22 protein-coding genes, 1 tRNA gene and 1 pseudogene are annotated in these 26,002 nt (G+C 48.3%); 11 read left to right on the forward strand and 13 right to left on the reverse strand.

The window, feature by feature from the left end:
• Entirely contained in the window at window positions 1-1,509 is a 1,509-nt protein-coding gene (locus K0C01_RS10515) for a DUF790 family protein (protein ID WP_221169654.1), read from the forward strand.
• Window positions 1,510-1,754: 245 nt separating this feature from the next.
• Here the strand turns inward: K0C01_RS10515 and K0C01_RS10520 are convergent, their stop codons facing one another.
• The 3 genes from K0C01_RS10520 to K0C01_RS10530 all read right to left on the reverse strand — a co-directional run bounded on the left by K0C01_RS10520 (window position 1,755) and on the right by K0C01_RS10530 (window position 5,640).
• On the reverse strand, window positions 1,755-2,312 hold the full coding sequence (locus K0C01_RS10520) for a TATA-box-binding protein (RefSeq protein ID WP_221171259.1): 558 nt from the start codon (window positions 2,310-2,312) through the stop codon (window positions 1,755-1,757).
• Window positions 2,313-2,678: 366 nt separating this feature from the next.
• Window positions 2,679-3,695: a 3'-5' exonuclease family protein gene (locus tag K0C01_RS10525; RefSeq protein ID WP_221169655.1), complete on the reverse strand. Its 1,017-nt coding sequence runs from the start codon at window positions 3,693-3,695 to the stop codon at window positions 2,679-2,681.
• A 679-nt stretch (window positions 3,696-4,374) separates the two neighbouring features.
• Window positions 4,375-5,640, reverse strand: a complete 1,266-nt coding sequence (locus K0C01_RS10530) for a glycosyltransferase family 2 protein (protein WP_221169656.1) — start codon at window positions 5,638-5,640, stop codon at window positions 4,375-4,377.
• 1,001 nt (window positions 5,641-6,641) lie between these two features.
• On the opposite strand from K0C01_RS10530, the gene K0C01_RS10535 reads away from it, so the two are divergent.
• Together K0C01_RS10535 and K0C01_RS10540 are read left to right on the forward strand one after the other, a co-directional pair.
• Window positions 6,642-6,770: an AbrB/MazE/SpoVT family DNA-binding domain-containing protein gene (locus tag K0C01_RS10535; RefSeq protein WP_221169657.1), complete on the forward strand. Its 129-nt coding sequence runs from the start codon at window positions 6,642-6,644 to the stop codon at window positions 6,768-6,770.
• Window positions 6,771-6,792: 22 nt separating this feature from the next.
• Window positions 6,793-8,031 (forward strand): RNA-guided endonuclease InsQ/TnpB family protein, encoded by a 1,239-nt coding sequence (locus tag K0C01_RS10540; protein ID WP_221169658.1) that lies wholly within the window; start codon window positions 6,793-6,795, stop codon window positions 8,029-8,031.
• Between the two features lie 152 nt (window positions 8,032-8,183).
• On the opposite strand, the gene K0C01_RS10545 is transcribed toward K0C01_RS10540, so the two are convergent.
• From K0C01_RS10545 to K0C01_RS10550, 3 genes are all read right to left on the reverse strand, one after another.
• Window positions 8,184-9,032: a hypothetical protein gene (locus K0C01_RS10545; protein ID WP_221169659.1), complete on the reverse strand. Its 849-nt coding sequence runs from the start codon at window positions 9,030-9,032 to the stop codon at window positions 8,184-8,186.
• Between the two features lie 284 nt (window positions 9,033-9,316).
• Window positions 9,317-9,451, reverse strand: a complete 135-nt coding sequence (locus K0C01_RS12845; RefSeq protein WP_255568290.1) for a hypothetical protein — start codon at window positions 9,449-9,451, stop codon at window positions 9,317-9,319.
• Window positions 9,452-9,614: 163 nt separating this feature from the next.
• Window positions 9,615-9,887, reverse strand: coding sequence for an AbrB/MazE/SpoVT family DNA-binding domain-containing protein (locus tag K0C01_RS10550; RefSeq protein WP_221169660.1), 273 nt, complete (start codon window positions 9,885-9,887; stop codon window positions 9,615-9,617).
• 370 nt (window positions 9,888-10,257) lie between these two features.
• Between K0C01_RS10550 and K0C01_RS10555 the strand changes: the two genes are divergently transcribed.
• Entirely contained in the window at window positions 10,258-10,659 is a 402-nt protein-coding gene (locus tag K0C01_RS10555) for a hypothetical protein (protein WP_221169661.1), read from the forward strand.
• Window positions 10,660-10,837: 178 nt separating this feature from the next.
• Here the strand turns inward: K0C01_RS10555 and K0C01_RS10560 are convergent.
• Window positions 10,838-10,978: transfer RNA gene (locus tag K0C01_RS10560), tRNA-OTHER, on the reverse strand.
• A gap of 580 nt (window positions 10,979-11,558) precedes the next feature.
• Window positions 11,559-12,650 (reverse strand): glycosyltransferase family 4 protein, encoded by a 1,092-nt coding sequence (locus K0C01_RS10565; protein ID WP_221169662.1) that lies wholly within the window; start codon window positions 12,648-12,650, stop codon window positions 11,559-11,561.
• 487 nt (window positions 12,651-13,137) lie between these two features.
• On the opposite strand from K0C01_RS10565, the gene K0C01_RS10570 reads away from it, so the two are divergent.
• The gene (locus K0C01_RS10570; protein WP_221169663.1) at window positions 13,138-14,058 is read left to right on the forward strand and encodes an NAD-dependent epimerase/dehydratase family protein; all 921 of its coding nucleotides are present in this window, start codon (window positions 13,138-13,140) and stop codon (window positions 14,056-14,058) included.
• A gap of 230 nt (window positions 14,059-14,288) precedes the next feature.
• On the opposite strand, the gene K0C01_RS10575 is transcribed toward K0C01_RS10570, so the two are convergent.
• Both K0C01_RS10575 and K0C01_RS10580 read right to left on the reverse strand, forming a co-directional pair.
• The gene (locus K0C01_RS10575) at window positions 14,289-16,064 is read right to left on the reverse strand and encodes a zinc ribbon domain-containing protein (RefSeq protein WP_221169664.1); all 1,776 of its coding nucleotides are present in this window, start codon (window positions 16,062-16,064) and stop codon (window positions 14,289-14,291) included.
• Entirely contained in the window at window positions 16,057-16,683 is a 627-nt protein-coding gene (locus K0C01_RS10580) for an IS607 family transposase (protein ID WP_221169665.1), read from the reverse strand. Before K0C01_RS10580 ends, K0C01_RS10575 begins: the two co-directional genes overlap by 8 nt.
• 1,293 nt (window positions 16,684-17,976) lie before the next feature.
• On the opposite strand from K0C01_RS10580, the gene K0C01_RS10585 reads away from it, so the two are divergent.
• The gene (locus K0C01_RS10585) at window positions 17,977-18,291 is read left to right on the forward strand and encodes a YbjQ family protein (RefSeq protein WP_221169666.1); all 315 of its coding nucleotides are present in this window, start codon (window positions 17,977-17,979) and stop codon (window positions 18,289-18,291) included.
• A 444-nt stretch (window positions 18,292-18,735) separates the two neighbouring features.
• On the opposite strand, the gene K0C01_RS10590 is transcribed toward K0C01_RS10585, so the two are convergent.
• Window positions 18,736-19,641: an ATP-grasp domain-containing protein gene (locus tag K0C01_RS10590; protein ID WP_221169667.1), complete on the reverse strand. Its 906-nt coding sequence runs from the start codon at window positions 19,639-19,641 to the stop codon at window positions 18,736-18,738.
• Window positions 19,638-19,799, reverse strand: a complete 162-nt coding sequence (locus K0C01_RS10595; RefSeq protein ID WP_221169668.1) for a hypothetical protein — start codon at window positions 19,797-19,799, stop codon at window positions 19,638-19,640. Before K0C01_RS10595 ends, K0C01_RS10590 begins: the two co-directional genes overlap by 4 nt.
• Window positions 19,800-20,078: 279 nt before the next feature.
• Between K0C01_RS10595 and K0C01_RS10600 the strand changes: the two are divergent.
• The 5 genes and pseudogenes from K0C01_RS10600 (at window position 20,079) to K0C01_RS10620 (ending at window position 25,377) form a co-directional block, all read left to right on the forward strand.
• A pseudogene (locus K0C01_RS10600) lies at window positions 20,079-21,172 on the forward strand (IS630 family transposase).
• Between the two features lie 75 nt (window positions 21,173-21,247).
• Window positions 21,248-21,574 (forward strand): cupin domain-containing protein, encoded by a 327-nt coding sequence (locus K0C01_RS10605; protein ID WP_221169669.1) that lies wholly within the window; start codon window positions 21,248-21,250, stop codon window positions 21,572-21,574.
• Between the two features lie 102 nt (window positions 21,575-21,676).
• Entirely contained in the window at window positions 21,677-22,546 is an 870-nt protein-coding gene (locus tag K0C01_RS10610) for a sulfurtransferase (protein ID WP_221169670.1), read from the forward strand.
• A 187-nt stretch (window positions 22,547-22,733) separates the two neighbouring features.
• Complete coding sequence (locus K0C01_RS10615) at window positions 22,734-23,207, forward strand: LUD domain-containing protein (RefSeq protein ID WP_221169671.1); 474 nt, start codon at window positions 22,734-22,736, stop codon at window positions 23,205-23,207.
• Entirely contained in the window at window positions 23,200-25,377 is a 2,178-nt protein-coding gene (locus K0C01_RS10620) for an LUD domain-containing protein (RefSeq protein ID WP_221169672.1), read from the forward strand. The genes K0C01_RS10615 and K0C01_RS10620 overlap by 8 nt, the downstream gene beginning before the upstream one ends.
• Window positions 25,378-25,736: 359 nt before the next feature.
• On the opposite strand, the gene K0C01_RS10625 is transcribed toward K0C01_RS10620, so the two are convergent.
• Window positions 25,737-25,937, reverse strand: a complete 201-nt coding sequence (locus K0C01_RS10625; RefSeq protein WP_221169673.1) for a hypothetical protein — start codon at window positions 25,935-25,937, stop codon at window positions 25,737-25,739.
• Window positions 25,938-26,002 lie beyond the last annotated feature (65 nt).

The following is a 26,002-nucleotide window of genomic DNA, read 5'->3' on the forward strand; positions in this document are numbered from 1 at the left end:
ATGTTAACCAAGGAATTATTGGAAGTCACGAAGCGGAAACCAAACATTCAGCCTCGGTATAGAGACATCGACGATTATCAGTCAACTGCTAAAGAGGTAATTGATGTGTATGAATCAGGAAAATCCCGGGGCGAAATTGAGGATGCTATTGCTGAACTGGAAACTCATGACACGTTTAAGCTTGTCCGTGGGCTCTCTAAATTATTGGAACGGCGCGTTACGTTTGAGCAGCAAGCACCAATCACGCCGTCTCGAGTGCGTGACGCGGTCTTTAAACGAGGGATTGTGACATCTGCGGCGGAGCGGAGAGAAGTCATCGAGATGGTTGCAGCTGATCTCGACGTGACACCAGACGAAATTGAGGATAGTCTCTGGGCAGATCGCGAGCAAGAAGAAATCCTCATATCAGAACCCGAGATTGGTGCCAAAGAGTTGCTTCGGCAGTACAACCTGTCGCTGACACAGACATTGTTATTTGATGCGATAGAGATTGAGTTTACGGCGTCAAATAACTATCAGGAGATCTTCGGGTTAATGGCGTATCTGGGTTTAATGTACACTGTAGACGAGGATTTAGCAGTGACAGTTACCGGTCCTACCGCCTTGTTCAAGAAGACTCGGAAATATGGCAATGAGCTAGCAAAATTACTACCGAGCATCATGAAGGCGGATGAGTGGAGTGTTACCGCACAGGTCGAGACGGAGATAAGTGACGAAACCCGAATCTACGAATTTCCTCTTAACGATGATCAACAAAGGCTTTTTCCCAGCCGAACCACTGTTGAGTCATTCGACAGTGAGGTGGAACGAGACTTTGCCGCCCGCATTGATTCACTGGCCGAGGGCTGGACTGTTCATCGGGAGCCAACAATTCTTCGGACAGGGAATCAGGTAATGATCCCTGATTTTAGTTTCGAACGCAACGAAAACAAGTTTTATCTTGAAATAATCGGATTCTGGACGCCTGAATACCTTCACAAGAAATTAGAAAAAGTCAGAGCAGTAGAGTCAGAACATCCGATAATGTTAGCCGTCAACGAGTCGCTTAATTGCACGAAGGCTGACTTCAGCGATGCGAACGTTGAACAAGTATTCTTTTATCAGGACACAATCCCAGTTAAGCCGGTTCTTGCTCGACTCAACGCGATCGAAGAACGGGAAGCCAAACAAGATCTCCAGACACTCAAGCAAAATAGTATTAATATCTCTACCGATGAGATAACTGATATTAAGACGCTCGCCGACACTCATGATGTCGCGTCAGATGCAGCTGAGAGGTATGTGGCCGCAAACTATGATGGAGTCATCTCCAACAACAAGTTTGTTCCAACGTCAGTTCTTGAGAAGATCGAAGCAGAGATTGACGCTCTAGATAATACAACCTTGGCCAATGTCAACCAGGTTTTAGAAGAGTATGGGGTCGCTCAGACGGTCTTGGGCCATATGGACTATACTATCAATTATGTTTCCCTTGACCAAAGTGAAGCAAAAGTCACAAAATCGAAATGAACTAGTCAGGCAGGTGATGGATAGGTCACCTGTCAACAGGCCCTCAAGTCAGAAACGTTGAGTGTGAACGGTGATTACAGCGGTAGCAGCGCGAACGCCCAAAACTTCAGTTGTTAGAGGAAACGGTAAGAGACACAACTGAAGCCATGGGATGAGGTCAATGAGCCCTGCGAGTGCTCCAACCAGATATTCTGTCATGGGCCTTCGTCCAACCATTTTGCCAACAACCACCTGTCTCAAATTGCTCACGTGAGCAGACCAAGTTCACCGAGTCGATTACGGATTCGGTCAACGGCCTGTTCAGCGTCGTCAGGTTTCTTTCCCCCCGTTATGACGATCTTTCCACTCCCAAATAACAGCAGAACGACATCAGGGTCGTCAATTCGGTAGACGAGTCCGGGGAACTGTTCGGGCTCGTATTCGATGTTCTCAAGACCGAGGCCGATTGCAATGGCGTTGAGGTTAAGATTATGGCCCAAATCAGCCGACGAGACGATATTCTGGACGGTTACACCGTCCGGTTCAACCAGAATCGACAGATTGCGTAGCTTCTCAAATACAATCTCAACCGCACGGCGCATATCGTCGGTGCTTTTCGCACCAGTACAAACGATCTTTCCAGAGCGAAACAACAGCAAGGCTGCCTTGGGATCGTTTGTCCGGTAGACGGCTCCGGGGAACACCTCTGGGTCATACTCTATCCCCTCAAGATCCATCGCTACGGGTTCGAGATCGAGCTCCTGCCCAATTCCGGTCGAGGCAACAACATTCTCGATCGTGATTGTTTCTTTGGGGTCTGTCATACTTTCTTTGAGATCTTTCATATGTATTCACTGGAGCCGCTACTACCTTGCTGGTTTCGTATTTACAGAGAAAGCAGGCAGCGTGCCTTGGGGTCGTCGGAAACTCTCCGGTTTTTGTGATCGCGAGAATCGGAGATTCTCGAACGACTTGCCCCCGAGGTAAATGCCGTCAAAGATGTCTATATACTCGACGACAACAGTTCCCTACTGCTGGAGCAGTTATTGTAGGCTGTCTCGAGGATATTAATTCATCATAAGATTGGTGATCAATAAAGTTCTCGCTGAGATTACTGTCCAGTAAGAACCAGCAAGTGAGCCAAAATTACCGGAGTACAGACAAGGTAATCACGTATCTCAATAATGGACTCAACTATTACGACTCTTGAGTTCAAACAACGGTTCAACATCTGAGACAGCATATTGGTATATCATTTCGTATAATGTTCGGTACTTTGTAGTACCCTTCGTACTATTGAGTAGTTCTCGGCCAAAATACGGAATATCACTGCCACTTATTATGGGATCATCCAACGGTCGGTCTTCATCGAAGATTCCAAGTTCCTTTTGTCTATATCGCCAGTCTGTTGCATCCATCCCATGCTTATAGATATCCCAGTATGTTTTTGGAACATCCGCGACTGTCTCGAGTGAGAATCCCGGTCGCATGAGATCGTCATGCGTTAGCTGCGAAAAGAGATCTTCAACTCGCTCTACGACATTTCTGTCTTGCTGTGGGAGTGCTTGGCTGGCCAGTTTGGCACGGCCTCGAATATGTCCCAAATCAAATTCGCCATTGTACGTGAGAAGGGTGTTTGCATCGCGGGTCTCTAACCAGTCACAAAGCTCATTTATGAGATCGATTTCTGCCGTTGGGGATAGCTCTTCTCGGAACAGCACATCAGTTTCAATTTGACCACTTGGGTGTGGCTGATATCCAACACCAACACACAGTAGCTCAAGATGATCAGAGTTACTCAAATCAAGCTCAGCCTCGTCAACAGTCTGTATTGTTTCAATATCCAGAGCAAGACGACCGTCAGCTGTATTCAGATCTTCAGGGGTTTTATTTTCTGCGTTAGTTGAGATCAGATCCTCTGGCGGATCGACCGGCTCGATACTCAAATCTCCGTAGTTTGGCTCCAGTTCTTTCTGTCCGTTGTAAACATTACCATTTGCATCTTGAAACAGGTACCACTGGTCCTCTGTCAGTTCGTACTGTGGACTCCCCTCAAACAGTGTGAGAGTCGTCGTATTTCCATCGATATCTGTAAGTAGTATTCGTTCCCGAACATTACCTCCCTTGTGGATACTGTCAACCTGTGCAACGATGCTGATCTTGGTACCTTCTTCTATATCATCCACCACTGAGGTAGGTAATTTCATATTATGTACCAATTATACAGTGCAATAAAAACAGACTGAATAACAACAGTCGAACCAATTGGTAATAGATAAGTATAATGGTAGTTACTGCTGGCAGAATATACATCCGAAATGCACGCCGGGTAATTTACAACTGATTGCAAACACCCATAGCACAGGAGTAAAGAACTATTTACTCCATCCATTAGAAGCTATGTCTGGCTGAGATATCCGCGGAATGCCTCCAATGGCATTGATATTATCCTAAGGACTGCAGACCACTATGCCCCCCTGACAACGGCTGCCAGAATATCCGTTAGGTATCTTAGTACCTAAATAACCGACTTGGAAGAACGTCATCCGATTCAGATCCGGTAGGATCTCACAAGCCGATTCAACCGAAATCATCGGGATTCTTGATGTTCATTGTCTGGCCACCTTTTTCGGGTCACATCTTTGTTGACAAGGTCTTACGATAGCTATACCGCTCATGTGGTTCAAGATCAAGCTCTGCGATCAGCTTCGCTTCGATTAAACGCTACATCATCGCGCTTGTACTCTTGCTGCCACTTTTGCTTGCCTGGTGTTGAGCAGATAAAATATGCCTCAGAAAAGCAAATTAATCCAGTCTCCTTCAATAATCCGTGAAGCGTACCGTGGAGACTCGTAGAAGGCCCTTGTCTACTATGCTCGAAGGTGTTTACTTGTCGTCATCCGTCTTATTATCACTGAGTAATCCAGTGTCGAATTCTGTGCGGTTATTGCGGATGAGCCGACCAGTTCCATCGTGTTCCTGTAGAATATCGTTGTCAATGGCCTCATTCACTGATACGACCGTTTCAGGTGCAACTTTTTCAGTGACCTCAAACGTGGTGACTGGCCGAACCAGTCCCCATAGTGCACCGATTGAGTGAAACAGAAACGCAAGCGGTGTCAACAATAAATAGATCGGCCACAGAAGCGGATGCTTTGAATAGCCAACTGCTCCGAACAGCATATACACGAACAAGATGCCGAAGAGTCCCGCTGAGATTAACTCATAATACTGCATTGATGGGGCAGTACCCGGGAACAACGTAGCTGCAACAATCAATAATGGGATTAATGGTGAAAACGCCCACGCGATAATCCGCGTGTAGTATAGTGGACGATAGGCCAGCGGTAGTATATCCCCATCAGCCATTGTCCCAGAAATCCAGCGTCGTCGTTGCTTGATCATAGACCGGAGTGTAGGTGGAGCCTGATTTCTGAACCGTGTGTCATACACAGCAAATGATATTCCTCGTTCATCAGCTGCTTTCCAGATGAAATTTGTATCCTCCGTGATAGTTGGCCGATCCCACGTGATTTGATCCTCTATTGACGCACGAATTGCAACCCCGCCCCCCCAAGCATATAATGGATATCGTAGTTTAGGAAACGCGTATTGTTCAAACTGATACCCGACCCGGAAGATCTCACAGAGATATGTAATCCGCGATCCGGTATACAGTGGCTTCTCCGTGAACTGGACGATATCAGCATCTGGAAGCCCGACGAAATCTGTAACAAGCGTGTCCTCATCAAGATACAGGACATACTCTTTGTCGCAGGAAACATTTTGCCGGGCCCACTCGACAGCACGACCTTTATTTATTGCCTCACACTCATACGACTCTGGAACAACATGTACCGATGCCCCTTCAACGTCCATGGGTTCTTCAGCGATTACCAACACATCACTGATCCCATCAGGAAGTGCATTAACTGTCCCCTGAACTACATCGACATTATTGATTGTCAGTATTCGAACCTGAATTTCAGATAAATCCCAGTCAGTTTCTTCGGGCTTAACACCTCTATCACGCCCGAGAATGAAGACCTCGAATATCCACCATACGGCTGAGAAACCATAAAGAATCAAGGCTACCCAGAGCAGAATGATAATTGTGCCAACAACTGGGTTCGCAGTAAAAAAATCGATCACTCTATTCTGGTTTAGTAATGAAAAATATATATGAGATTTGGTTCACAACAAGATAATCACAAGGCAACGCTGGATCGTGTGGGTTCTTTGCTGTCCTCATCTGTTGTCACTCATTAGTTTGCTTTGGGAAACCCCTACGAATGAGGTATTTACGAAGTTGTCCGAAATATAGAATTAATTATAAATGCTGAATATCCCCTAACTTACCAACCAGATCGGTAGATAACTTGGTTAAAGTGCCACATCCCGATGACAGTCACACAATCACTACATGGTTAGCAAACTAAGAGAGAACAACGCAGGCAATTCGTCTCTGTGTGGATCAATCAACTAGCTGCTCGGGTTTAGTAAACTGGCTCTTTTCCAGCACCATTATACTGGTAGCGAGACGAGCGCCTGCCGGCTTTAGCCGTGAAATGAAGCAGACACGATATGATACAAACCTCCCGACACAGACGGCCTGTAATCCTGCTATTCCTTTCATATGAGGGATCATGAACTGGTCGACATGCGACATGCTGCTGCGGGGAACGCGCTCACGCTCAAGACGGCGGCGAGTGCATCTCACTACACACAAACAATTCACACCTTTTCGTAGCCCAACCAACACCGGTTGGCATGTCACCACGGCACATTCACTAGTGGCTGTAACGAGAAGTGGGGCCGATGGCCCGGCCCGCTGTTCACGGTGCTGGACGCGTATGAGTGTTAGTCTCGGTTTGGAAGATCCCCCCGAGCAGATCCTTAACCTGCCACATCCTCAACGAGGGGGGCCAAAGGTGCATCAGTGAGCTCGCACGTTCACAGCTAGGGGAATCAATTGACTGAATCCCCAATAAAAGAATTCTCCCAAATTCAGTCGTGTTGAGGAACCCAAACGGCTGAAGCCGTGTATGTTCTTTCCGGTATTACTGTACAGGCGGTACAAGGCGACTGCCCCGGGGCTTGACCCCGGGATTGAAGCCGACAGCTTTATACTGAATCAAGAAGTATAATACAGTATGGGTCAAATGGAATGTTACCCGAAGATACGACAGCGCGGTGTCGTTACAATCCCAGAAGAAGTCCGAGACGGGCTTAATCTCGAAGAAGGCGACCAACTGAAACTCACCGTCGAAAAACTCGACTGAACCAAAACTCGACCATCCAACGATGAAACACACGCTTCGCTTCCGCGCATACCTGCCCGATGACGTGGCGAGCGAAGCGTGGCGACATATCGACATTCTCCGGCAGATTCGCAACCACGCTGTCCGAGACTACTACAACGCAGACTACAACGACAGGCCATCTGACTACGACCAACACAACAAACTCAAAAACTGGACAGACCAGTGGCCCACCTTTGCAGAACCCTCTCAACACGCCGCACAACAAGCCATCACCCAAATCCACAGCGATCTGGAAACCTTGAAAGAACGGCGAAAAGAAGGCTACGATGTTGGGCGGTTGAAATGGCAAGGAGCGGGCGAATTCCGGTCGGTGTCGTACAATCAACCCCGTCGCTGGAACGTGGATCACAACACGGGCGACGACCGGTTCGTGCGACTCCGACTCGAAAAAATTGGCTGGTTCAAAATTCGAGCAGACCGCGACGTCCCACCAGCAGAGGACATTGACGAGGTAATCCTGAAACAAGAAACGACTGGCGAATGGTACGTCTCACTCGTCACCACTGTCGAAGACACTCCAGAGAAACCGTCACTAAGCGAGATCGACCCCGAAGACTGTGTGGGTGTTGACCTTGGTATCACCAGCTACATCCACACTTCGGAGAACCTGTCCGTTGATACACTTGACCTGTCCGATGAGTACGACCGTTACGCCCGCGAGCAGCGGAAACTCGCCCGAAAAGAACACGGGTCCGCTAACTGGGAGAACCAGCGTCGGAAGGTGGCCCGAGCGAAACGAACAATCAAGCGGAAGGTCGAAGATTTCCAGCACAAACTGACGACGTGGCTTGTCACAGAGTACGATGTCGTGGCCGTCGAAGACTTGGATGTGAAGTCAATGCTGGAAACCAGCCAGAACGCGAAAAACAAGCAAGATGCTGCATGGTCGCGGTTTCTTGAACTACTGGAATACAAGGCTAACCTGCACGGCACGCACGTCGCAAAGGTGGAGCCGGAAGGCACGACAAAAGAGTGCGCTGTGTGTGGTGTTGAGACGGATAAGCCACTCTGGGTGCGGGAACACTCGTGTCCAGCGTGCGGTCATACGGAAGACCGCGATCTGAACGCGGCGAAGAATATGCTCTACAGAGGACTCAAGCAGTTAGGGCTGGGACAGTCCGAATCAACGCCTGTGGAGACTGCGCTCCCTACGCTCACGCCTCAACGAGAGGCTGTGAGTGCAAAGCGCGTCGTTGAAGCAGGAGGCCCCGGGGCTTGACCCCGGGGTGAGTTCACGCATAGTCACTGCTTGTATATGCATGGGTTATCTCTGGGCTGTTGACTGCAACAAACATCCAAGACAGATACCTCAGGAGTTGACTATGTTACAGCTGGTTCTGCGCTTGATCGAACATGTTCATCTATCAGCGATTATCCCGTGACGAGACCACTCGCAATGACACCCCCGACGACAGCAAATACAATGCCAACTGCACCAAAGCCGATTGCTTTCTTTCGCAGTGACTGTTTGACCGTTTCAGGGTCACGATCAAACAATCGGAACGATGTCGTTTCAGGCTCAGTGATAATATCTTCTTGTGGATTTCGGTCGATTGTGCCAATCATCCAAACATGGTCCTCGTCCTCAAGAATTGCTGCCTGATACCGATCAGGATCACTTGTCATATTACCAATACTGATTGTGACCGAGTCAGGTATTATATCTTGCAGAAATCCTCCCTGCTCCAGATTGACAGTCTGTACTCCGTCTTCAAGGTACAGACGATTGTCTTCTAGTGGATCCGTGCTACTAGATAGCGATGAAAGATCAGTACCACTGAACGGGTCAATCCCAGGATTCTCTGGCTCCACTGTCACTGAGTCTAAAATTGAACTATCGACCTCAATAGAGCGGCCGTCTGCATACACCGTTATATCTCCTACAGCGAGTTCCCCGTCGATGGTTCGCCATCGATGGCTTGTTCCCCTGTTACCACTGCTTCGGGATTCTTTACGTTGAATACGCCACGCCCAAACTCCCGGGCGCGACACTGAATCGGTTAGTTCATCTGGAGCCGTTGTCGGAGTAACAGGTTCTTCAACTTCTAGTTGCCCCTGAATTAACTGGGCACCTTCGGAATTATCGTTTGTGACGGAAGCAGTATCTTCGCTTACATCGATAATCGACTGCCGTTCACGGTATGTCGCGAACCCGTGGTATAACATAAATCCGCCGACCAGCGCAATTACTCCGCCGACTATGATGTTGTCTTCTACCATATTTCCACACAGAGAGAACGTATACAATAGATTTCTGGTCTCGGAGAACGGATAGCCCAGAGAGTGTACTTGATCGCTCGCTAGACCTGCAATTGACTTTCTCTACACTCCTAAGTTATTAGCTGATTGCAAGCGCTAAGCCCCCTTCCTCAACGAGCACCGCAGTCCGCATCAGCGGACAAGGAGCGCAGGAGGGAGGGAATACAGCGCCATCTTCGGTTCAGTTTCACTCTGTGCCGGGTATGTATCATACTGCCAGTCGAAGACTGGAAGTGTGATGGCAGTTACTTATCGTCTCGGCTTAGAGCCCGACAAGAAAGGCGGTCGAGATGAATCTCGCCATCACCACCGAGTAGGAGTGGGTCACTCCGAATCCACGCCTCTGGAGACTGCGCTCCCTGTGCGGACCGTCGGCCCACGCCGACCGTCCGTGAAAAAGTGTGTCGCAGAACGAGGAAGCCACACCCTCAGCGAAGCCGTCAGGCTAAGCAGGGTGGGGTAGTTCACAAGATACGATCTGTTTTAGTGAGCGAATTAACCTTTGATTATTCTCTCCGAGTGACCCCGAGCTATTCGGTCAGCTCATTCGCGTGACTTCAGTGATCCAAAGAGACTATAACCAGCCTCAGATGGAGTCGCGTTATCCAACTCGTCGTTAGATGTTGCCGCCTGCAACTCTGATTTTGATTCGTGATTGACTTCCAGCACTGATCCAATCATGCGTGCGGAAATCTCATTATGGGAGCCTATGTCCAGTTGATCTCGAATTTCTTTTGGAAGGGTGACTCTCCCTTTTTCATCAACTTTCAGTGTGACTTCCGTTGCCGATTCCCCATCGACCGATTTATTTGCCATATTTTTCACCTTATTCGCATTGCATCTTGTTGAACAAAAATCTTTGCCAGATCGTATAGTTCATTTACTGTGTAAGTTATTGTAACAAAACAGCAGCAAAAGTATAAAAAATGCTGGCTGAAGTTGTGGCAATGCCGTTCAGTTGGTGAATAATCGGACCGACTAATATCTCTCCAAGAGCGTGAGGATTATGTATACAAACGTTGGAAAGTAGTTTTGGGCAGATCAATATAACAAAAATCCGGAAAGCATCAACGGACCGCTGCAGGGATCGAAGACTACCTTCCTGGGGTGCTGTGTCGGGATCAACGTTACACAGTCACGTTCGGCGGTCGCGATGTTCCTGAGTTAGGCTGCCATAGGTTAAACGATGACAGAATCCAGAACCAACAATAAGACAATCACTACATTTTGTCTCGGCGATACGTATTTATTTAGTCACTACTTCGACCGCGAAGATTTGTTCGTCGAACTGTGTGAGTACTATGATGATGATGAATACGTGTTCGAGATACCTGCCGAGGAGTTCAAACACGTCAAGGATCTTCTTATGCAGAACCATTACAACGTCATTACCGTCGAAGATATCCAGGCATACTGTGTGGTCATTGATCAATATGAAGAACATGCGGATATTCTCCAAGACTCGGTACTCTCGTGGAAACGCCGCGGTCATCGGTTTTTTCTGATGGATACTGAAATAGCGGTCAACAAGGCAGTCAATCAGGGGGCAACGCGGATCAGTGAGACTGAGTTTGCAATAGGACTGTAATCTGTACGCTCTGTGAGGAGCAACCTCGTTCCTTCTAGACCGGAATAACACCTTGTTTTTCATAGCTTGGGTAGCCAACTAATGTGTGAAATAATCCGGGTCAACTCCGAGGCACGCTGCCTGCTTTCCCTGTAGAAGTACAGATATCCGAGTTTCACACTACTGTAATTTTACAGAGTGGGCACGCGAGGATTCGAACCTCGGGCTGTCCGTGCGGGACCAGATGAACAATGGGATTGTGATCATGTCGCGCGAACTCACAACCACAATAATATTGGGCCCATAACACGGCCGTTCTCCCGAACTGAACTACGCGCCCTATTTATTTGATGTAAATCATCCCTAAAATAATTTTGCAATTTGTTGTACAATAACATACATATAGTTACATATTTCTATGTAAGTGTTCATCAGCGACTGAATAGATCACAGTAGATATGCATACACGCATTCACTCTATGCTATTCAAATAGTGAAAGTGCCCTTGAGTCAAGTATTTGTGCATCTCTGATCTCACATTGAAGTAAACTTCACAGACACTGCCGACAGATTGAGCAGCAACTCCAAACAGAGTAGTGCATTTTCACCCGTACCGTCGGCGTATATTGGTATAGACAGATCATAGAAGCATCTGCAGAGAGGTAGGTCGAGTACCTCGGGGGTCAACATCAAGATAGTTCACAAAAGAGCTGGTCGCGTGTTTCGGGATTTGGTCCCGAGGTTGTCGACGGGATTCATATCGCTTACTGCAGTAACGGGTGTGTCACATCTCACCAAGAAATGATTAATACATCTGGGAAATCTTCTTTTTGGTACATTGAGTGCATACTGTTGGAATCTTCTAGGTGATCGGCATCCGTTGTTATAGTGCGTTTACTAAATAGAAAACAGATGTGTCACTACCCAGTAGTGTTGTGTAGCTGTAACAGAAATTGCTCGATCCGGTCAACTGCTGTCTCCCAAGTCGGGTGCTTATGAAACCGTTCCTGTGCTGTCTCTCCCAGCTTAGCAAGCTGATCTCGATTAGTTCCAAGCCACTCAAGCGTATCGCGCAGCGGTTCAGGCTTCTCTGGCGGGATCAAGATACCGCTTTCGCCATTGTCAACGACCTCCCGGGCTCCACCAGAACAGGTTGCGATCGCTGGCAAGCCGAATGCCATCCCTTCGAGGTAGACAATCCCGTATCCTTCGTACTGTGAGGGTACAGCAAGAATCTGATGTTCAGTGAGGAGTTCATGGAGCTGTGTATCACTAATATGTCCAGTAAAGTCGACCTGTGATTCGACACCATTTGAAGCGATTAGCCTTTGAACTCGCTCTGTGTACTCTGGATTGACCGTTGGATCGCCGACAACCGTCAATGACCACGGAACATCAACATCGGTCAATGCTTGTACAAGTGTATGTAGCCCTTTTCGCTCAATTATTGACCCGATAAATAACACCTCAAGTGCTCCTGACTGCCTTGCCCGCTCACGAATCTCTTCTAGTGATACATCTGGAGAGATATGGTCTGTTCCAGGTCGGGCGACTGTGTTCGGCAGACCACCGCGAATCTGTTCGACAGTCGCTTTTGTTGTCTGGCTGTTGTATATACAACCGTCAACCGTTCTTAGATATGCCCACTCCATGAAGCGGTAGCAAGCTACTCTGTGTTGACACCACGATTCTGATGACCGTAAATGGTGAACAATAGTGACGATTGGTGGTCTGTTGGATTGTGCCCGGATACGTAGGTTCGGTCCAATCAGCGACGGGTGGCAGAGTTCATCTTCAACTAATACATCCACTTCGGCTGCCAGGTGCTGAACTTGTCTGTTCAGTGATTTTGACACGTTGTCCAGTAGATTTCGCCGGTAGCTATTGCGTTGCGGCGAAACAACTTCAACGGTGTGTTCTCGTTTCCGGAGTCCGTCCATTACTCGTCTATCGTAGAGATAGCCACCACTGGTTTGGTCGAGACCATCATAAACAACTAAGCCAATTTTCATCAGTGATCAGTCGTGTATGTTGTCGCTAAGGACTTGGTTTGTATAAGATATATTGTATATGAAAGACTTCTGGACAGCAAGGCTATTTGATGACGTTGCTGTATACATAACACTACAGTATATCTGCATGGTAAAAATTATAACGTAGATTATACTTTTGCTAATCACATCACAGGATACACGCCTGCTGTGAACTGCCTTGGAGTCAAGCCCCGTGGCATTCGCCTCGACTTTCTGTAAAAACAACCATCGGCAGTGTGAACCGGAAAGTCGTTCCCTCACCGTATTGTTCGGCCGTATCCTGTCAACAACTATTGTCGGCGATGCTATACTTGTATCTGTGTCAGGATTAAGATTGGTTCCAGCCTTCGTGATCATAGTCTGAGTAGTGGGCTTAAATTATTAGAAATAATATAGGAAAATGTTTGATACTTTTGTTTATAATAACTGGAGACACACTTTTCAATTGTCCATCATAATGAATGTCATGGAGCAGGCCCGGATTTTGGTCACTGGGGGGGCCGGGTTTATTGGCTCAAACATTGCCAACGAACTCGCCAAGCGAAACGATGTTATCGCTATTGATGATTGTTATCTTGGCCACCCAGAAAACCTCACTGACGATGTCGAATTTTCTGAGCGGAGCGTTCTTGACAACGATCTACCAACGAACGTCGATGTGGTAATTCATCTTGCCGCACTCTCCTCGTATGGGATGCATGAGGACAATTCAACTCAGGGAACCCGTGTCAACGTTGAGGGCTTTGTCAACGTCGTTGAGCAGGCTCAGCAAGATGGCTGTGAGACCGTGGTTTATGCCTCTACATCCTCTATTTATGGGTCCCAGACTGAACCCTCATCTGAAAACATGGAAGTAATGGCGAGTACCGCTTATGAGGCTTCAAAGCTTGCTCGAGAGCGGTATGCGGAATACTTTTCAACTCATCATAATATCTCGATGTGCGGTCTTCGATTGTTCTCAGTCTATCAGGGGTACGACGGGGCTGAGGAGCACAAAGATGAGTACGCCAACGTTATCGCTCAATTTGCGGACAACATCGCTCGAGGCCATCCACCGGAACTCTACGACGATGGTACGCAGACGCGAGATTTTATTTACATCACAGATGTGGTTAGAGCGTTTGAAATGGCTGCTAAGCACGAATTAGATGGGATATATAATATTGGTACTGGACGGCGTGTTTCATTTAACGAGCTGGTTAAGATGCTCAACGAAGAGCTCGGGACGGACATTAAACCCGAGTACGTTGAGAACCCAATCCCTGATGACATCTATATTCGAGATACATGTGCTGACTCGACCAAGTTTACCAACGCAACTGGCTGGAATCCCGAAATTCCGTTGGAAACAGGACTTAAGAGGGTCTGTTCTGCATACACCGAATAATCTCATTTCTATAGGTATCTACGGAGATATAGGCTGAGTGCTTCAAGATCGTGCAAAAAACTTTCATTTCTCGCGATAACGAGTGACAATGGTTCTTGGAACACTTGGCGCCGGAGTAGTCCACATCTATGAGTTACTCTGAAAGTTAGGTCAAATTGAGACAGTTCACCATCCAAAGTAGTGGCCCCAGAGGATGAGTAAGATCATCACTACGAATACCGTTCCTATTTTCAGCAGTGTTCAGCAGTGACCCGTTGGAATTGGGTGTACTGGCGGGTGGTTGGGCCACATCCATCACTACCATCCGCATTCGACTCGGACAGGACGACAGCGGGCGCTATGACAGCCGACCCACCACCAACGGTCGCCCTTGCCTGCTCAGGCCTGTAAGCAACAACGCCACGCCCGAACGTGAGTCGCGTACCAGCGGAACGGCGGGCTGGCACGGATTCGCAATCCCCCGTATAGGAGGACGTAAACCCGTGATCCAGCCCATCCGTCCCGCTGAAGAACACGCGGGCCACGTTCACCGCCGCGACGTAATCCCGGTCGCCTTCGAATCCACATCGAGCGTTGGCGCACCGGAAGTGCCCGCCCCACCACACTTTCTCATCGTGATCAGGCGACTTACACGTGTGCCCGGTTGAGCCACACCGCGGGCACACGCGACTCGTGTCCTGCGGATACACCCGCTCAACATCCACGCCGACGTGCTCACAGCGGTACTCGATCTTCTCGATGATCTCGCGCCGTGCCCAACTCGACAACTCCCACGACAACCCGCCTTCACCCGACGGCGGGGAGAGCGACCGCAGATCCTCGTGAACGACGGCGTCCACATCGTACACCAAGGCGAGCGCGACCACTTGATTCGCCACATCATGTGTCAACTGCTCGCGCTTCTGCTGGATCTTGTTGTTCACCCGTTCGTACTCCGCCTGTACCTCTTTGAACTCGTCTGTGTAATCTCGTCCGTTCCGTCGAAGTTCCGCTAATCTGGCGTTCAACCGTTGCCGTTCTCGGTGGAGTCGGCGCATCTTGTCGCGGTCGGCAAACCGAACGAAGTGCGGCCGCGACACCTGTTCGCCGTCCTCGTCAACGACGACAGCCGTCACGTCCTTGCGCATTCCGGCGTCGAGTGCCAACACACGGTCTGCATCACCGTCGGCGTCGGTAGTGTCTATGTCGACGGGGAACGAGAGTTCGTAGAATTGGTCGCCGTTCTTCCGCCTTGAGGACTGGAATTCGGGGGCTGACAGAGAACCGCGCGCGGTAAGCGTGTGGAAGGCGTCGTACCCGTCGAGGTTGTGTTCGTGCCACGACCAGTCTCCACGGCTTTCAGGCGTCACGGTATCGGGTGTCTTCATCTTCACCGTCAATGACTGGTCGTCTTCGTCGTACTGGTATTTGATGGCTTGGCCGCTGGCGGGGCCATCGTCTGCCGAGTACGGTAACACGCCGTTGCTGTACTCCGGCGGGTCTTGCAATTCGAAATACGACTCGGGGTATCGGCCGTGGCGGTCGTAGTACGAGTTGAGTTGGTCGATGAGAACGTCGACGTAGCCGCTGGAGAGGTACTCGCCGTCCTCCCACAGCTCTTCTTTGATGCGTCGACGGTGGATTCTGCGGATCTTGTGCGTAGGGAAGAGGTCTTGAATGGCTTGGAAGGCTTTGCGGCGGTCAGCGTGGCTCCGTAGAGTTTCACCCACCTTCTGGAGGATGCACCGCCGGATGCGTGACGGTAGGTATAGCTCAAAGTCCTCTGGCGGTGCCTCACCGTGGATTGTTTTGTACAGGGTGTAGTCGTCGAGTTCTTCGAACGGTTGGTGTTCGTCGAAGTACTTCCACGCTTGATGGTCGGAGTTGGAGATACCGGTGAGGTGTTCCGGCGTCCAGCGGGTGTAGAGAACGCGGGTGGCGACGTGTTGGACGAACTTGTCCAACCGTTTGTGTTGGTCGCGGTGGGTGTCCGGTAGTCGAACAGGCAACGAGAGATGGTCACTCATCAGCAGTCACCTCGGTTTCGACTGCGTTGACGACCTGCTGCTTTTTCGATGATCTCATCCCGTAGAGTTTGCCGGAGAAGCTGGCGACGAGCCTGATGAGGTCATCGACAAGTTCTTGCTGTGCGGTTTTGTCCGTCTCGTCTTCGACGACAGTGATGGTGACGCCGTGGTGGTCGAAGAGTCGTTCGAGATAGGAGAAGCCAAAGCGGGTGAGTCTGTCCTCGTAGGTGACGAGGACGCGTCCAAAGTCCGCATCTGGAATCTCGTCGAGAAGGGTGTTGAGACCGGGTCTATCTTCGTTGAGGCCGCTGCCAACATCGGTGTAGGTGGTTTCGACCGTCCATCCGTTGTCGTGTGCGTATTCTCGGAGGCGGTCGAGTTGACGGTCGAGGTCGCCGTTTTGTTTTTGCCCGTGGCTGGAGACGCGGGCGTAGAGGGCAACTTGGTCGCGGGGGCGAGCATCACCAGCGAGGCGGAGGAGTTCGCGGTGTGGGATGCGTCGGTCGCCGCCGGGTGTGCGTGTGTGGTCGAGGTCACCGTTTCGGCACCATCGTTTGACGGTTTCGGGGTGGACGCCGAGTTCCTCCGCGAACTCGCCGATAGCGTACGACCGTGGCATTGTCTTGTTGTTAATTGCTGCTTACTACTGTTTAAAGATTCGGAATTCAAAAACAGTTACAAACCCCAGTTAACATCCAAATCAGACTTCCAGTCATGACATAAGAGATATACCCAATAGCGGCCAAGACGGCAACATACGTCGCCTGCTTTGTGGCCTTTATTTGAAGAAAGGAATCATCATCTGCGCTCATGTTTCCATCATAGTATCCACGTTAATATATATTAGAATTGATGGATGCTGAAAGATGAGTTTAGGTCTATTCAGAGTGAGTTGATTCAGTATAGTACTCTCCGTGTTTCAGTAGCCCCAGACGCTGTTACCAGATGACAGAATAGGAACTTTAGCATACTGGATTTATCAGAAGCGCAGACAAGTATTCATCAGACGAAAAAATCACGGCTGGAAAAGGCTTATACTGTGCCATAATAACACATACCATATGACAGAAGGATGCTATCATTGCCAGGACACTATTGATCACGGTAATGGACATCAATGTCCCAGATGTGGAAAAGTTGCCCATTTGACGTGTTTAGAGAATCACGGACTTGTTGGGGAGAAGGGTGGTGGAATGTTGAGTCGTCCGACAACATATACAAAATGCCCAGCTTGTGGCGAAGAAAAACCACTTAATTAGTCATATGGTGCTATCGGCTGCGACAACGATTTATCAGCTATCACATGGTGTGCTCTACAGAGATTATATGGCAAGGGCTTCGGGAGACGTTCCTGAGGTTTTCATAAGTGATCACAGCCGACTCCGTTAATACATACCACAGTGTGTTATAACCTATGTATACAAACTCCCAGTGTCTTCATGAGCTTTTACGAAGATTCGAGGCGAACGCCTCGCGCTTCAGCGCGGGGAGGATGTCAACAGGTGTCCGGTAATACGATCTCTTTATTCACTGAAGATTCGGTAACAACCCGTATGCAACGCTGTCATTACATCGCTCGTAGTAATCAGTGGACTACCCTTGCCTACTCACCGCCGTTGGCGGCTCCTTGAGAACAGGATGTAGCCTGTAGAAGCTAAAACTACTCTTGTACTGGTATGTAAATCATCACAGTCTTGAACTTAATATTGAAATCGATTCCATCTGATTTTCCAGTATTCCGACGCATCAATCATCCCAGGATCAATCCTTATAGTATCTATCTGTTTGCTATGAGCTCTGTTGCAGATAGTAAATTATCGAATTCATGTTAGATGGCTAAAGTGCTGAAGTAACGTAAATTATTGTTTGAGTTACCGAAGGGCTTTGTTTACTATGATGTGTTTATTCGGATATGCAAGTAGTCAGTACAGAAACGATTCCAGGTGAAGAGATTGACGAAGCTCTCGGCATTGCTCGGGGGAATACAGTTGAGGCCCGTAATGTTGGACGGGATATTACGCAGAGCCTTCGCAATCTTGCTGGTGGAGAGTTAAAGGCCTACTCTAAGCTACTTACTGGTGCTCGAGATGAAGCATTGCAACGGATGATTGAAGACGCTGAAGAGTTGGGTGCTGATGCCGTTGTCAACGTGCGAATGGAAACATCAACCATTGCGTCAGGCGGCTCTGAGGTCATCGCATACGGGACTGCTGTTCGGCTCCAATAGTGCTTCTCTGCGTGAACCACTCAAGAACAGTCGTTATTTTGAGATCGATTTTATCCTTAAAAAGTGAACTATAACTTTGCGGGTGAGTAGTTGACTTCCTCCACACGACTGAAGTCGTTGGATTCCCACGGCACCGCGCCGCTTGGTTGGGATATTATGGTTTGCGACCGACGAGCACTGGCTGAGCCAAGCAGCCGTTACTCCGATCCGCTGGTGGGAGCGTAGTTCTGCCCCAGTGACTTGGAGGTACCGTTGTTTTACGTCGAAGGCGCTAATTATAGGTCAATCTATGTACATGCTTGTATTCCGTAGCATATCCAGCTGTAGCTACGAGCATCGAACGGGGCCCAGTTGTCGGCTTCATCCACACCCGTAAACGGGTGGGCGTTCGCCTTGCTACCGCTGTAAAAGTACGTACTTCTGCTGACAAAAACCCATGTCTGACTATCTGCTGGCATTTATCTTGATATCCCGAAAGAGTTCAACAAATGAACTGACAAACGTTTCGACAGCCCCATCTTCTCGAGCAAGACCAAGATACGGTTCGATGAGTTCTAGCTCCAGAACGAGGATGTCGTTATCCCGTTCGACATAGTCCACACGTGCATATGGTAGGTCTGCGGGTTCACATGCAAGGAATGTACAGGCTTGTTCAAGTACTGCGCGGGCACTTTTGATAATATCTGTGTTAGGATCATAATCGAGATCTGGCTCTGTGAAGTCACTGAAGTCGCCCGGTTTTGTCAAATCATTCCACGCATGACTGTATTCTCCTCGAATAAATACGATTGAGCGTTCGCCTTGACTGATCTCCGGGACGAATTGCTGAACAACAGTGTCCCCATCAGCACAGGCAATGTTGAATCGTGCCTGATCGTTCTTTGCTTCCCCGATGCTCGTTCGCCAGACACCGGCTGAACCGGCTCCTACAGCAGGTTTGATAACGGCTTTGTCCCACCCTTGCTCACGTAGAATTTTCTTGAGTGATATTTCTGTACCTCTCTCCAGACATACTGATGGCGGAATTGGGACGCCGACATCTTCGAGATCGCTGTAGTAGGATTTGTGCGCATTCCACCGGATCACTGGAACCGGATTGTAAGCGGTGACTCCATTCTCCTCAAGCTTCTCTAGAAATGATTGAAATTCAGCAAAATCAGTATGGTAATCCCAGCAGGATCGGATCAGGACAATATCATAGCTCGATAGATCACCGGCGTCTGACCAGACAACCGGATCAACCTGATATCCTTGATTCTTGATTTCAGTGGCAATTGCTTGTCCGTCTTCCGTCAAGTCAGCATACTCTTCGTCAGTAATAATTCCAATGTGGGGTTGATCAGATGTCATTTGTCAATAATCACTCTGACACAGTTTTGACCAATATAGAACAATCCATCAACACGAGGTGTTAGGCTAAAGCTAAACAGGTCACAGAGCACTGCTGATATCTCTGTCTGCCCATCAGTATCGAAATCGGTAGACTGCGTGTTCATTACGTTGCTCATATCAACATGTTACGGCCAGTGCTATTTTAACTCTTACAGGCTAGACACCGGTTTACAAGGAGTCATCGAAGGAAGCGAGTAGCCAAGACAGTTCAATGCCGTAATTTCTTATATAGGAGACGGCATCTTCAGCTGTTAGAACCGAGCAGGCTAAGTACTCCTTGAGAATTGTTTCCTAACACCTCTACAATTCCTAACCAGTCTACAGAGAAATAGGCAGAGTGCCTCGGGGCTTAATGAGTATGAAAACTTTTGTGAGCTAAGCTCGATAGAAGAGTAATGGAGCGCTCACGTCGAAAAGAAATTAAGCGTCACTTGACTGAGGAAGAAATCGATAAATTACTGCGTGAGACCGAAGACGATCACCACCTCCGCAGGCTTGGATTTTTGAAAAATCTCTACCAAGGCGACTCGATCCCGGAGGCCGCCGACCGAGAAGGTCGGTCGGCCACCACCGGTGGTCGCTGGGCCGACGCTTGGAACGAGGACGGCTTAGATGGACTGATGCCGAGTCTCGGGGGCGGCCGGCCCCCGAAAGTCGACGAGGATGAGCAAGAAGAGCTGGTCGAGATGCTTCGTGACGGCCAACCGTGGAAATCACAGGAGATTCAGCATCTTCTCCAGGAGGAATTCGGCGTTTCCTACAGTCCAAATTACCTTGGTACCTTCCTTCGGGAACTCGGTCTCTCATACGCGAAACCACGGCCAAAACGTCCACATCGACCAGAGAATCCTGATGAAATCCTCGAAGAGCGCGTCGATGACGCGCTCGACGAGGGCAACCAGCCACACAACAAACGTGAGGGAGAAGACGAGAAAGGATGGACTGTTGACGATGATATCTGCACCGATGGTGGTACAGTCCTCGGATTTTTGACGCATCGAAGCCACAACCGTACGATAATTCACGACGTGTCTGGTACGTAGACGATCCACACATTGAGCGGGAGTTAGTCAAGACACACGATTCTGCGGTTGGATTCTACGCGCTCAACGGCGAGAGCTTGGTTGAGTTCACTGAAGACGAAAAGAAGGAACGAATCTGTGGTGTATTAGAAATGGTTCGCGAGCAGAATCCCGGCAAGCGGATTCTGCTCGTTTTGGATAAGCACGGAGCTCATAGATGTAAATACACGCGCAAGCGTGCGCATGAACTCGGAATCGACCTGATTTTCATTCCATCAGGCTCACCGCACCTCAACCCAATCGAACAGGTCTGGAAACATCTCAAGTGGACGATGGCACCGATTGTCGTTGACAACGAAAGTGAATTCAAAACCCTTGTTCAGAGAACGTTCGAGAAAATAACGAACCGTGTCAGCTTCGCAAAGAAGTGGTGTGAGAAGTTCCTTGACTTTCAAAAGTTATCTTAGTCATTATGACCCCGAGGCAGTTGACACGATATATGGCGTAAATATAACTCTAAGTAGTACCTTACTGATAACACGATGCATATCCCTCAGGAAGACTTACAGGACAAGCTTGAGGCGACTGCCACCGATTCTGTTGGACTCATTGATACGGAAACGATGACCATTGGTCTCAAACGGTACAGTAAAGACGCAGCGAAAAAGAAAGGAAGCCGAAAGCATACTGAAGATGAATTGTATCATATCATTGGTGGGGCAGGAAGAATAACCGTGGGAGATGAGGTATACTCAGTCACTTCGGGGGATCTAGTTTATATTGAACAAGGAGAATCCCACGACATCATTGAGATTCATGATGAACTCACTGTTCTGAAAATACTCACCGACAAATCGGCATTCAACTAGTAAGTATCTCTACTATTGTTCCCAGATGTTGATATTCTAGAGGTGCCAAATACCAGACAATACCGCTAGGTTTTATTTTTATTCTTATATCTACATTAACTAATGGCGAACAAAGATATTCCAACACTCGTTGAGCCAGACTGGTTAGAAAAACGCCTTGATGATCCAGATCTCTGCGTAGTCGATTGTTCCGTAGATCTTACCTATGATATTGAAACCGGAGAAGCAGAATGCAGCTCTCTCCAGGACAAGTGGGAAGAATCGCACATCCCAGGGAGTATATTTGTTGATCTTATGGTCGACCTCTCTGAGACGAAAGACCCAGATTATGCGTTTCAATTGCCTGATCCAGAAGATTTCGCTACGGAGATGGAGTCTGTTGGTATCGGAAGTGATACTCGCGTCGTGGTGTATGATAACGCCAGCAACGAATGGGCTGCTCGTTTCTGGTGGATGCTACGTGTCTTTGGTCATGATCAAGTTGGTGTACTAAATGGCGGTTGGGAGCGATGGACAAATGAGGATAGGTCCACGTCATCAAAAGGTCCAACAATTTCAGATGTGACATTCATACCGGAATATAATCCAGACTTCGTTGCGGATAAAAAGGAAGTGCTGTCGTATATCTCAGACGAAAATACTGATGAGGCTCATGTAGTCTGTGCTCTTCCGCCAGACGAGTACAAACTGATTCATATCCCGAACACAAAAAACGTCCCTGCAATAGGTGAGTCTGCTCTCGTTGATGCCAAAACAAACACGTACCTCTCCGAGAACGAGATTCGAAATCGATTCAATGAGGTCGGTGTTACGGAGTCAGATAGACTGGTGACATACTGCGGAGGCGGGATTGCCTCGACCAGCGCAGCCCTTGCAGCGTATGCATCCGGAATTGAGAATGTTGCTGTGTATAACGGTGCTCTGGAAGAATGGCGTAGTGACTCCTCGCTTCCAGTAGCGACAACCGACTAATACAACTGTTGTGTCATAATCACTTCGCTAGTATCAATTGCAGACATGCACCCGATAAAGTAAGGACTATACGAGCGAGAACTGACTCATGAACAAATGGCTAAGCACCCGCTTCACAATCACATAGAGTGCAAGCAGATGAACTGTGGGAGGGGTATAGATGGGTACCGTTGATCGTTTTTCCAAGATGGCAGAGACGACCGGTGCTGAGGTCCACACGGTATCCAAAGAAGATGCAAAGGACGTGCTTCAAGAATTAATCAAACCACCTGCAGTAGGTGTGCAACCACTCACCGATACTGTTTCTCTCCCATCCATTGTTGATCCCCCGACTAAACAGAAGTTCATAGATGAGGCCAAGACCGGAATCACAGATGCAATCATTGGGATTGAGACGCTTGGAAGTGTTGTGATCCCCTCTGACGGTCGACAGACAGGACCAGTTAGTCTCTTTCCTGCACGGCAAATTGCTATTATTGAAGCATCCGACATTGTACCTGACATCGAGACAGCATTTTCTGTACTACACGACCAGTATGGCCAAGGTATGGACAATACTGTGATCGTTACTGGCCCCAGCTCTACCGGCGATATGGGCGAGTTGGTAACTGGTGTCCACGGCCCAGGAGAATTACATATTGTGGTGATCTGCGATGAATAGTGATTCACACGCGGATTATACAGAATATATTCGTAATCTCATCGATAACGAAGGTAAACAGATTGCAGATAATGCTCGATATCTCAATAGAAGACGGTACGCTGCATTTGAGGAGCTTGACACAGACGAACACGAACATCTCCGTGCTGAAGCTCGGTCAATCAAAGAAGACGCAATTGATCGGCTCCCTGAGCTGATTGATCAGCTAACCGAACAGGTTGAAGCAAATGGCGGCTCAGTATACCTTGCTCAAGACGCTGCCGACGCAAACGCCTATATCCAGGAAGTCTGTGATGATGTGGACGCTGACACAGTCGTCAAGAGCAAATCAATGACAAGTGAAGAGATTCAGATTAATGATGCCCTTTCAGCTGCAGGCATCGATCCAGTTGAGACAGACCTGGGTGAGCTGGTTATCCAAGTCGCAGACGACGATCCCTCTCATATCGTGGGGCCAAGTCTTCACAAGTCTCGCGGCGATATCGCTGAATTATTCAACGAGTATTTTGACCCAGAGGAGCCACTTGAAACAGCAGAAGAGTTGACACAATTTGCTCGTGACTATCTTGCTCAACGAATTGAAAAGGCCGAAGTCGGGATGACCGGGGCAAATTTTCTTGCTGCAGATACAGGGACAATGTGTCTGATCACAAATGAAGGAAATGCACGAAAAGTCGTCGAAGCAACAGACACACATATTGCAGTTGCAGGGATTGAAAAGATTATTCCTTCATTTGAGGACCTTGCTATCTTCCTTCAATTAGTTTCTCGATCGGGAACGGGACAACCAATTTCATCATATACATCTTTGTTCTCACCACCAATCGATACACCACCGGTTGAGCGGGATCAGCGAGAATTCCATCTTGTATTAATCGATAACGGTCGAATGAAAATGCGTGCGGATGATCAGCTTCGTGAAACGTTGTACTGTGTACGCTGTTCTGCTTGTCTCAATTCCTGCGCAAACTTCCAGTCTGTTGGCGGTCATGCTTTTGGGGGTGAGACATATACCGGCGGTATCGCGACCGGTTGGGAAGCAGGTGTACATGAGCAGGGTTCCGCATCAGAGTTCAATGATTTGTGTACTGGCTGCTCACGGTGTGTAAACCAGTGTCCAGTAAAGATTGACATTCCGTGGATCAATACCGTAATTCGAAATCGCATTAACCGCGAGGAAGATCCAAACACATTTAATTATCTTGTTGATGGCCTTTTGCCTGATGACGCACCTACTGGGATCAGTCTGCAGAAGCGCTTTTTCGGGAACTTCGAGACGATAGCAAAGATCGGCGCTACCACAGCTCCTCTCTCGAACTGGACAGCCAGCACCTCTGTGATTCGTATCCTCATGGAAAAGGTGCTTGGCGTTGATATGCGTCGGGACCTTCCAACATTTGCGACTCAGACACTTCAGGACTGGTTTCAATCACGTGAATCACCACAGACTGATACAGTCACTCGACAAGTTGTGTTATATCCTGATCTCTATACAAACTACATTAATCCCGATCGTGGAAAGTCTGCTGTGCGAGTATTAGAAGCACTCGGAGTAACAGTGAGGATGCCGTCTGTCCGATCTAGTGGCCGTGCACCTCTATCACAGGGGATGGTGAAAATGGCCTGTAGTCATGCACAGGCTGTGATCGAAACCCTCAATCCGTATATCGAAGCTAATTGCGATATTGTTGTTGTTGAACCAAGCGATCTTGCAATGTTCCGGCAGGAATACGGTAGATTAGTCGACAAAGAGAGCTACAAACGGATCTCCAAAAACAGCTATGAGATCATGGAGTATATTCATCAATTAAGCGAGAGTGGAACTGACCTTGACGTACTTGGCCAAAGTGACGATACACAGGTCTTTTATCATAGCCACTGCCAGCAGCGCACACTAAATATTGAAGACTATACTAAGCATATTCTTGAGCAACAAGGCTATCGGCTGAAAACAAGTGATGTTGAATGTTGTGGGATGGCAGGATCGTTCGGATATAAAAATAAATATTATGACCTAAGCGTTGATGTCGGGAGTGATCTACAGAGCCAGTATACAGAGTACGACATACCTGTTATAGCAAGCGGTACTTCTTGCCAGGACCAAATCGCCGACCTGTCAGACAACCGTCCGCCACATCCGATTGAACTGATCGATCCTAAATATAATTAAATTTAAATTTTACAGGTTACGTTCCTGTTCTCAAGGAGCAACGCAGTGAGTAAAGCAAACGAGTAGCGCATCAGGGTGAGGATGCAGCCGTCGCTCAGCCCACGAAGAACCATTCAACTTAGGCGCTGCCGAATCACAGAAATTCAAGACGGATGCCACGGGGCTTGACTCCGAGGTTGTTGACAGTAGTAACAACAGAACCACGTTAAGTAGAATCGCTTGCGATTTTTGACCTCCTCACACAGATGAAGCCGTGGGGAGAGGTCAAGTAATGTACATCCTGTTATCTTATCAAAAGCTATTCCTATAGCCGGAATGTTGCTATCAGTAATATAAGTACAGAATAGATTATTTGTTATTTAGGCTGTCCATGTATCGCCCCACTTTGACTGTGGAATTCTCAGCCGCTCTCCTTTGCCGTCGCCATCGATACGTTCAACAATAACAGCGTTAATTTTCCCAGCGGATGAGGTCTCTTTTTTTACAACCTGGTATTTACCTTCTCTATCTTTAAGATCTTCAACGGTGTCACCGACTTCAACTGTACTGAGATCTTCCATGTTATACCATATGTTTTCAAACTACGTTAGATTATCTACCTACCCTGGTTTTCTAAGTGCATCCT

The organism is Salinarchaeum sp. IM2453 (assembly GCF_019693215.1).
Taxonomy (GTDB): Archaea; Halobacteriota; Halobacteria; order Halobacteriales; family Salinarchaeaceae; genus IM2453.

Bases quoted from the DNA above. Each gene is read 5' to 3' on its own strand.
- K0C01_RS10515 (WP_221169654.1), top strand. From the start codon at position 1: ATGTTAACCAAGGAATTATTGGAAGTCACGAAGCGGAAACCAAACATT.
- K0C01_RS10520 (WP_221171259.1), bottom strand. From the start codon at position 2,312: ATGACAGACCCCAAAGAAACAATCACGATCGAGAATGTTGTTGCCTCG.
- K0C01_RS10525 (WP_221169655.1), bottom strand. From the start codon at position 3,695: ATGAAATTACCTACCTCAGTGGTGGATGATATAGAAGAAGGTACCAAG.
- K0C01_RS10535 (WP_221169657.1), top strand. From the start codon at position 6,642: ATGGGTCAAATGGAATGTTACCCGAAGATACGACAGCGCGGTGTCGTT.
- K0C01_RS10540 (WP_221169658.1), top strand. From the start codon at position 6,793: ATGAAACACACGCTTCGCTTCCGCGCATACCTGCCCGATGACGTGGCG.
- K0C01_RS10545 (WP_221169659.1), bottom strand. From the start codon at position 9,032: ATGGTAGAAGACAACATCATAGTCGGCGGAGTAATTGCGCTGGTCGGC.
- K0C01_RS10550 (WP_221169660.1), bottom strand. From the start codon at position 9,887: ATGGCAAATAAATCGGTCGATGGGGAATCGGCAACGGAAGTCACACTG.
- K0C01_RS10555 (WP_221169661.1), top strand. From the start codon at position 10,258: ATGACAGAATCCAGAACCAACAATAAGACAATCACTACATTTTGTCTC.
- K0C01_RS10565 (WP_221169662.1), bottom strand. From the start codon at position 12,650: ATGAAAATTGGCTTAGTTGTTTATGATGGTCTCGACCAAACCAGTGGT.
- K0C01_RS10570 (WP_221169663.1), top strand. From the start codon at position 13,138: ATGGAGCAGGCCCGGATTTTGGTCACTGGGGGGGCCGGGTTTATTGGC.
- K0C01_RS10575 (WP_221169664.1), bottom strand. From the start codon at position 16,064: ATGAGTGACCATCTCTCGTTGCCTGTTCGACTACCGGACACCCACCGC.
- K0C01_RS10580 (WP_221169665.1), bottom strand. From the start codon at position 16,683: ATGCCACGGTCGTACGCTATCGGCGAGTTCGCGGAGGAACTCGGCGTC.
- K0C01_RS10585 (WP_221169666.1), top strand. From the start codon at position 17,977: ATGCAAGTAGTCAGTACAGAAACGATTCCAGGTGAAGAGATTGACGAA.
- K0C01_RS10590 (WP_221169667.1), bottom strand. From the start codon at position 19,641: ATGACATCTGATCAACCCCACATTGGAATTATTACTGACGAAGAGTAT.
- K0C01_RS10595 (WP_221169668.1), bottom strand. From the start codon at position 19,799: ATGAGCAACGTAATGAACACGCAGTCTACCGATTTCGATACTGATGGG.
- K0C01_RS10605 (WP_221169669.1), top strand. From the start codon at position 21,248: ATGCATATCCCTCAGGAAGACTTACAGGACAAGCTTGAGGCGACTGCC.
- K0C01_RS10610 (WP_221169670.1), top strand. From the start codon at position 21,677: ATGGCGAACAAAGATATTCCAACACTCGTTGAGCCAGACTGGTTAGAA.
- K0C01_RS10615 (WP_221169671.1), top strand. From the start codon at position 22,734: ATGGCAGAGACGACCGGTGCTGAGGTCCACACGGTATCCAAAGAAGAT.
- K0C01_RS10620 (WP_221169672.1), top strand. From the start codon at position 23,200: ATGAATAGTGATTCACACGCGGATTATACAGAATATATTCGTAATCTC.
- K0C01_RS10625 (WP_221169673.1), bottom strand. From the start codon at position 25,937: ATGGAAGATCTCAGTACAGTTGAAGTCGGTGACACCGTTGAAGATCTT.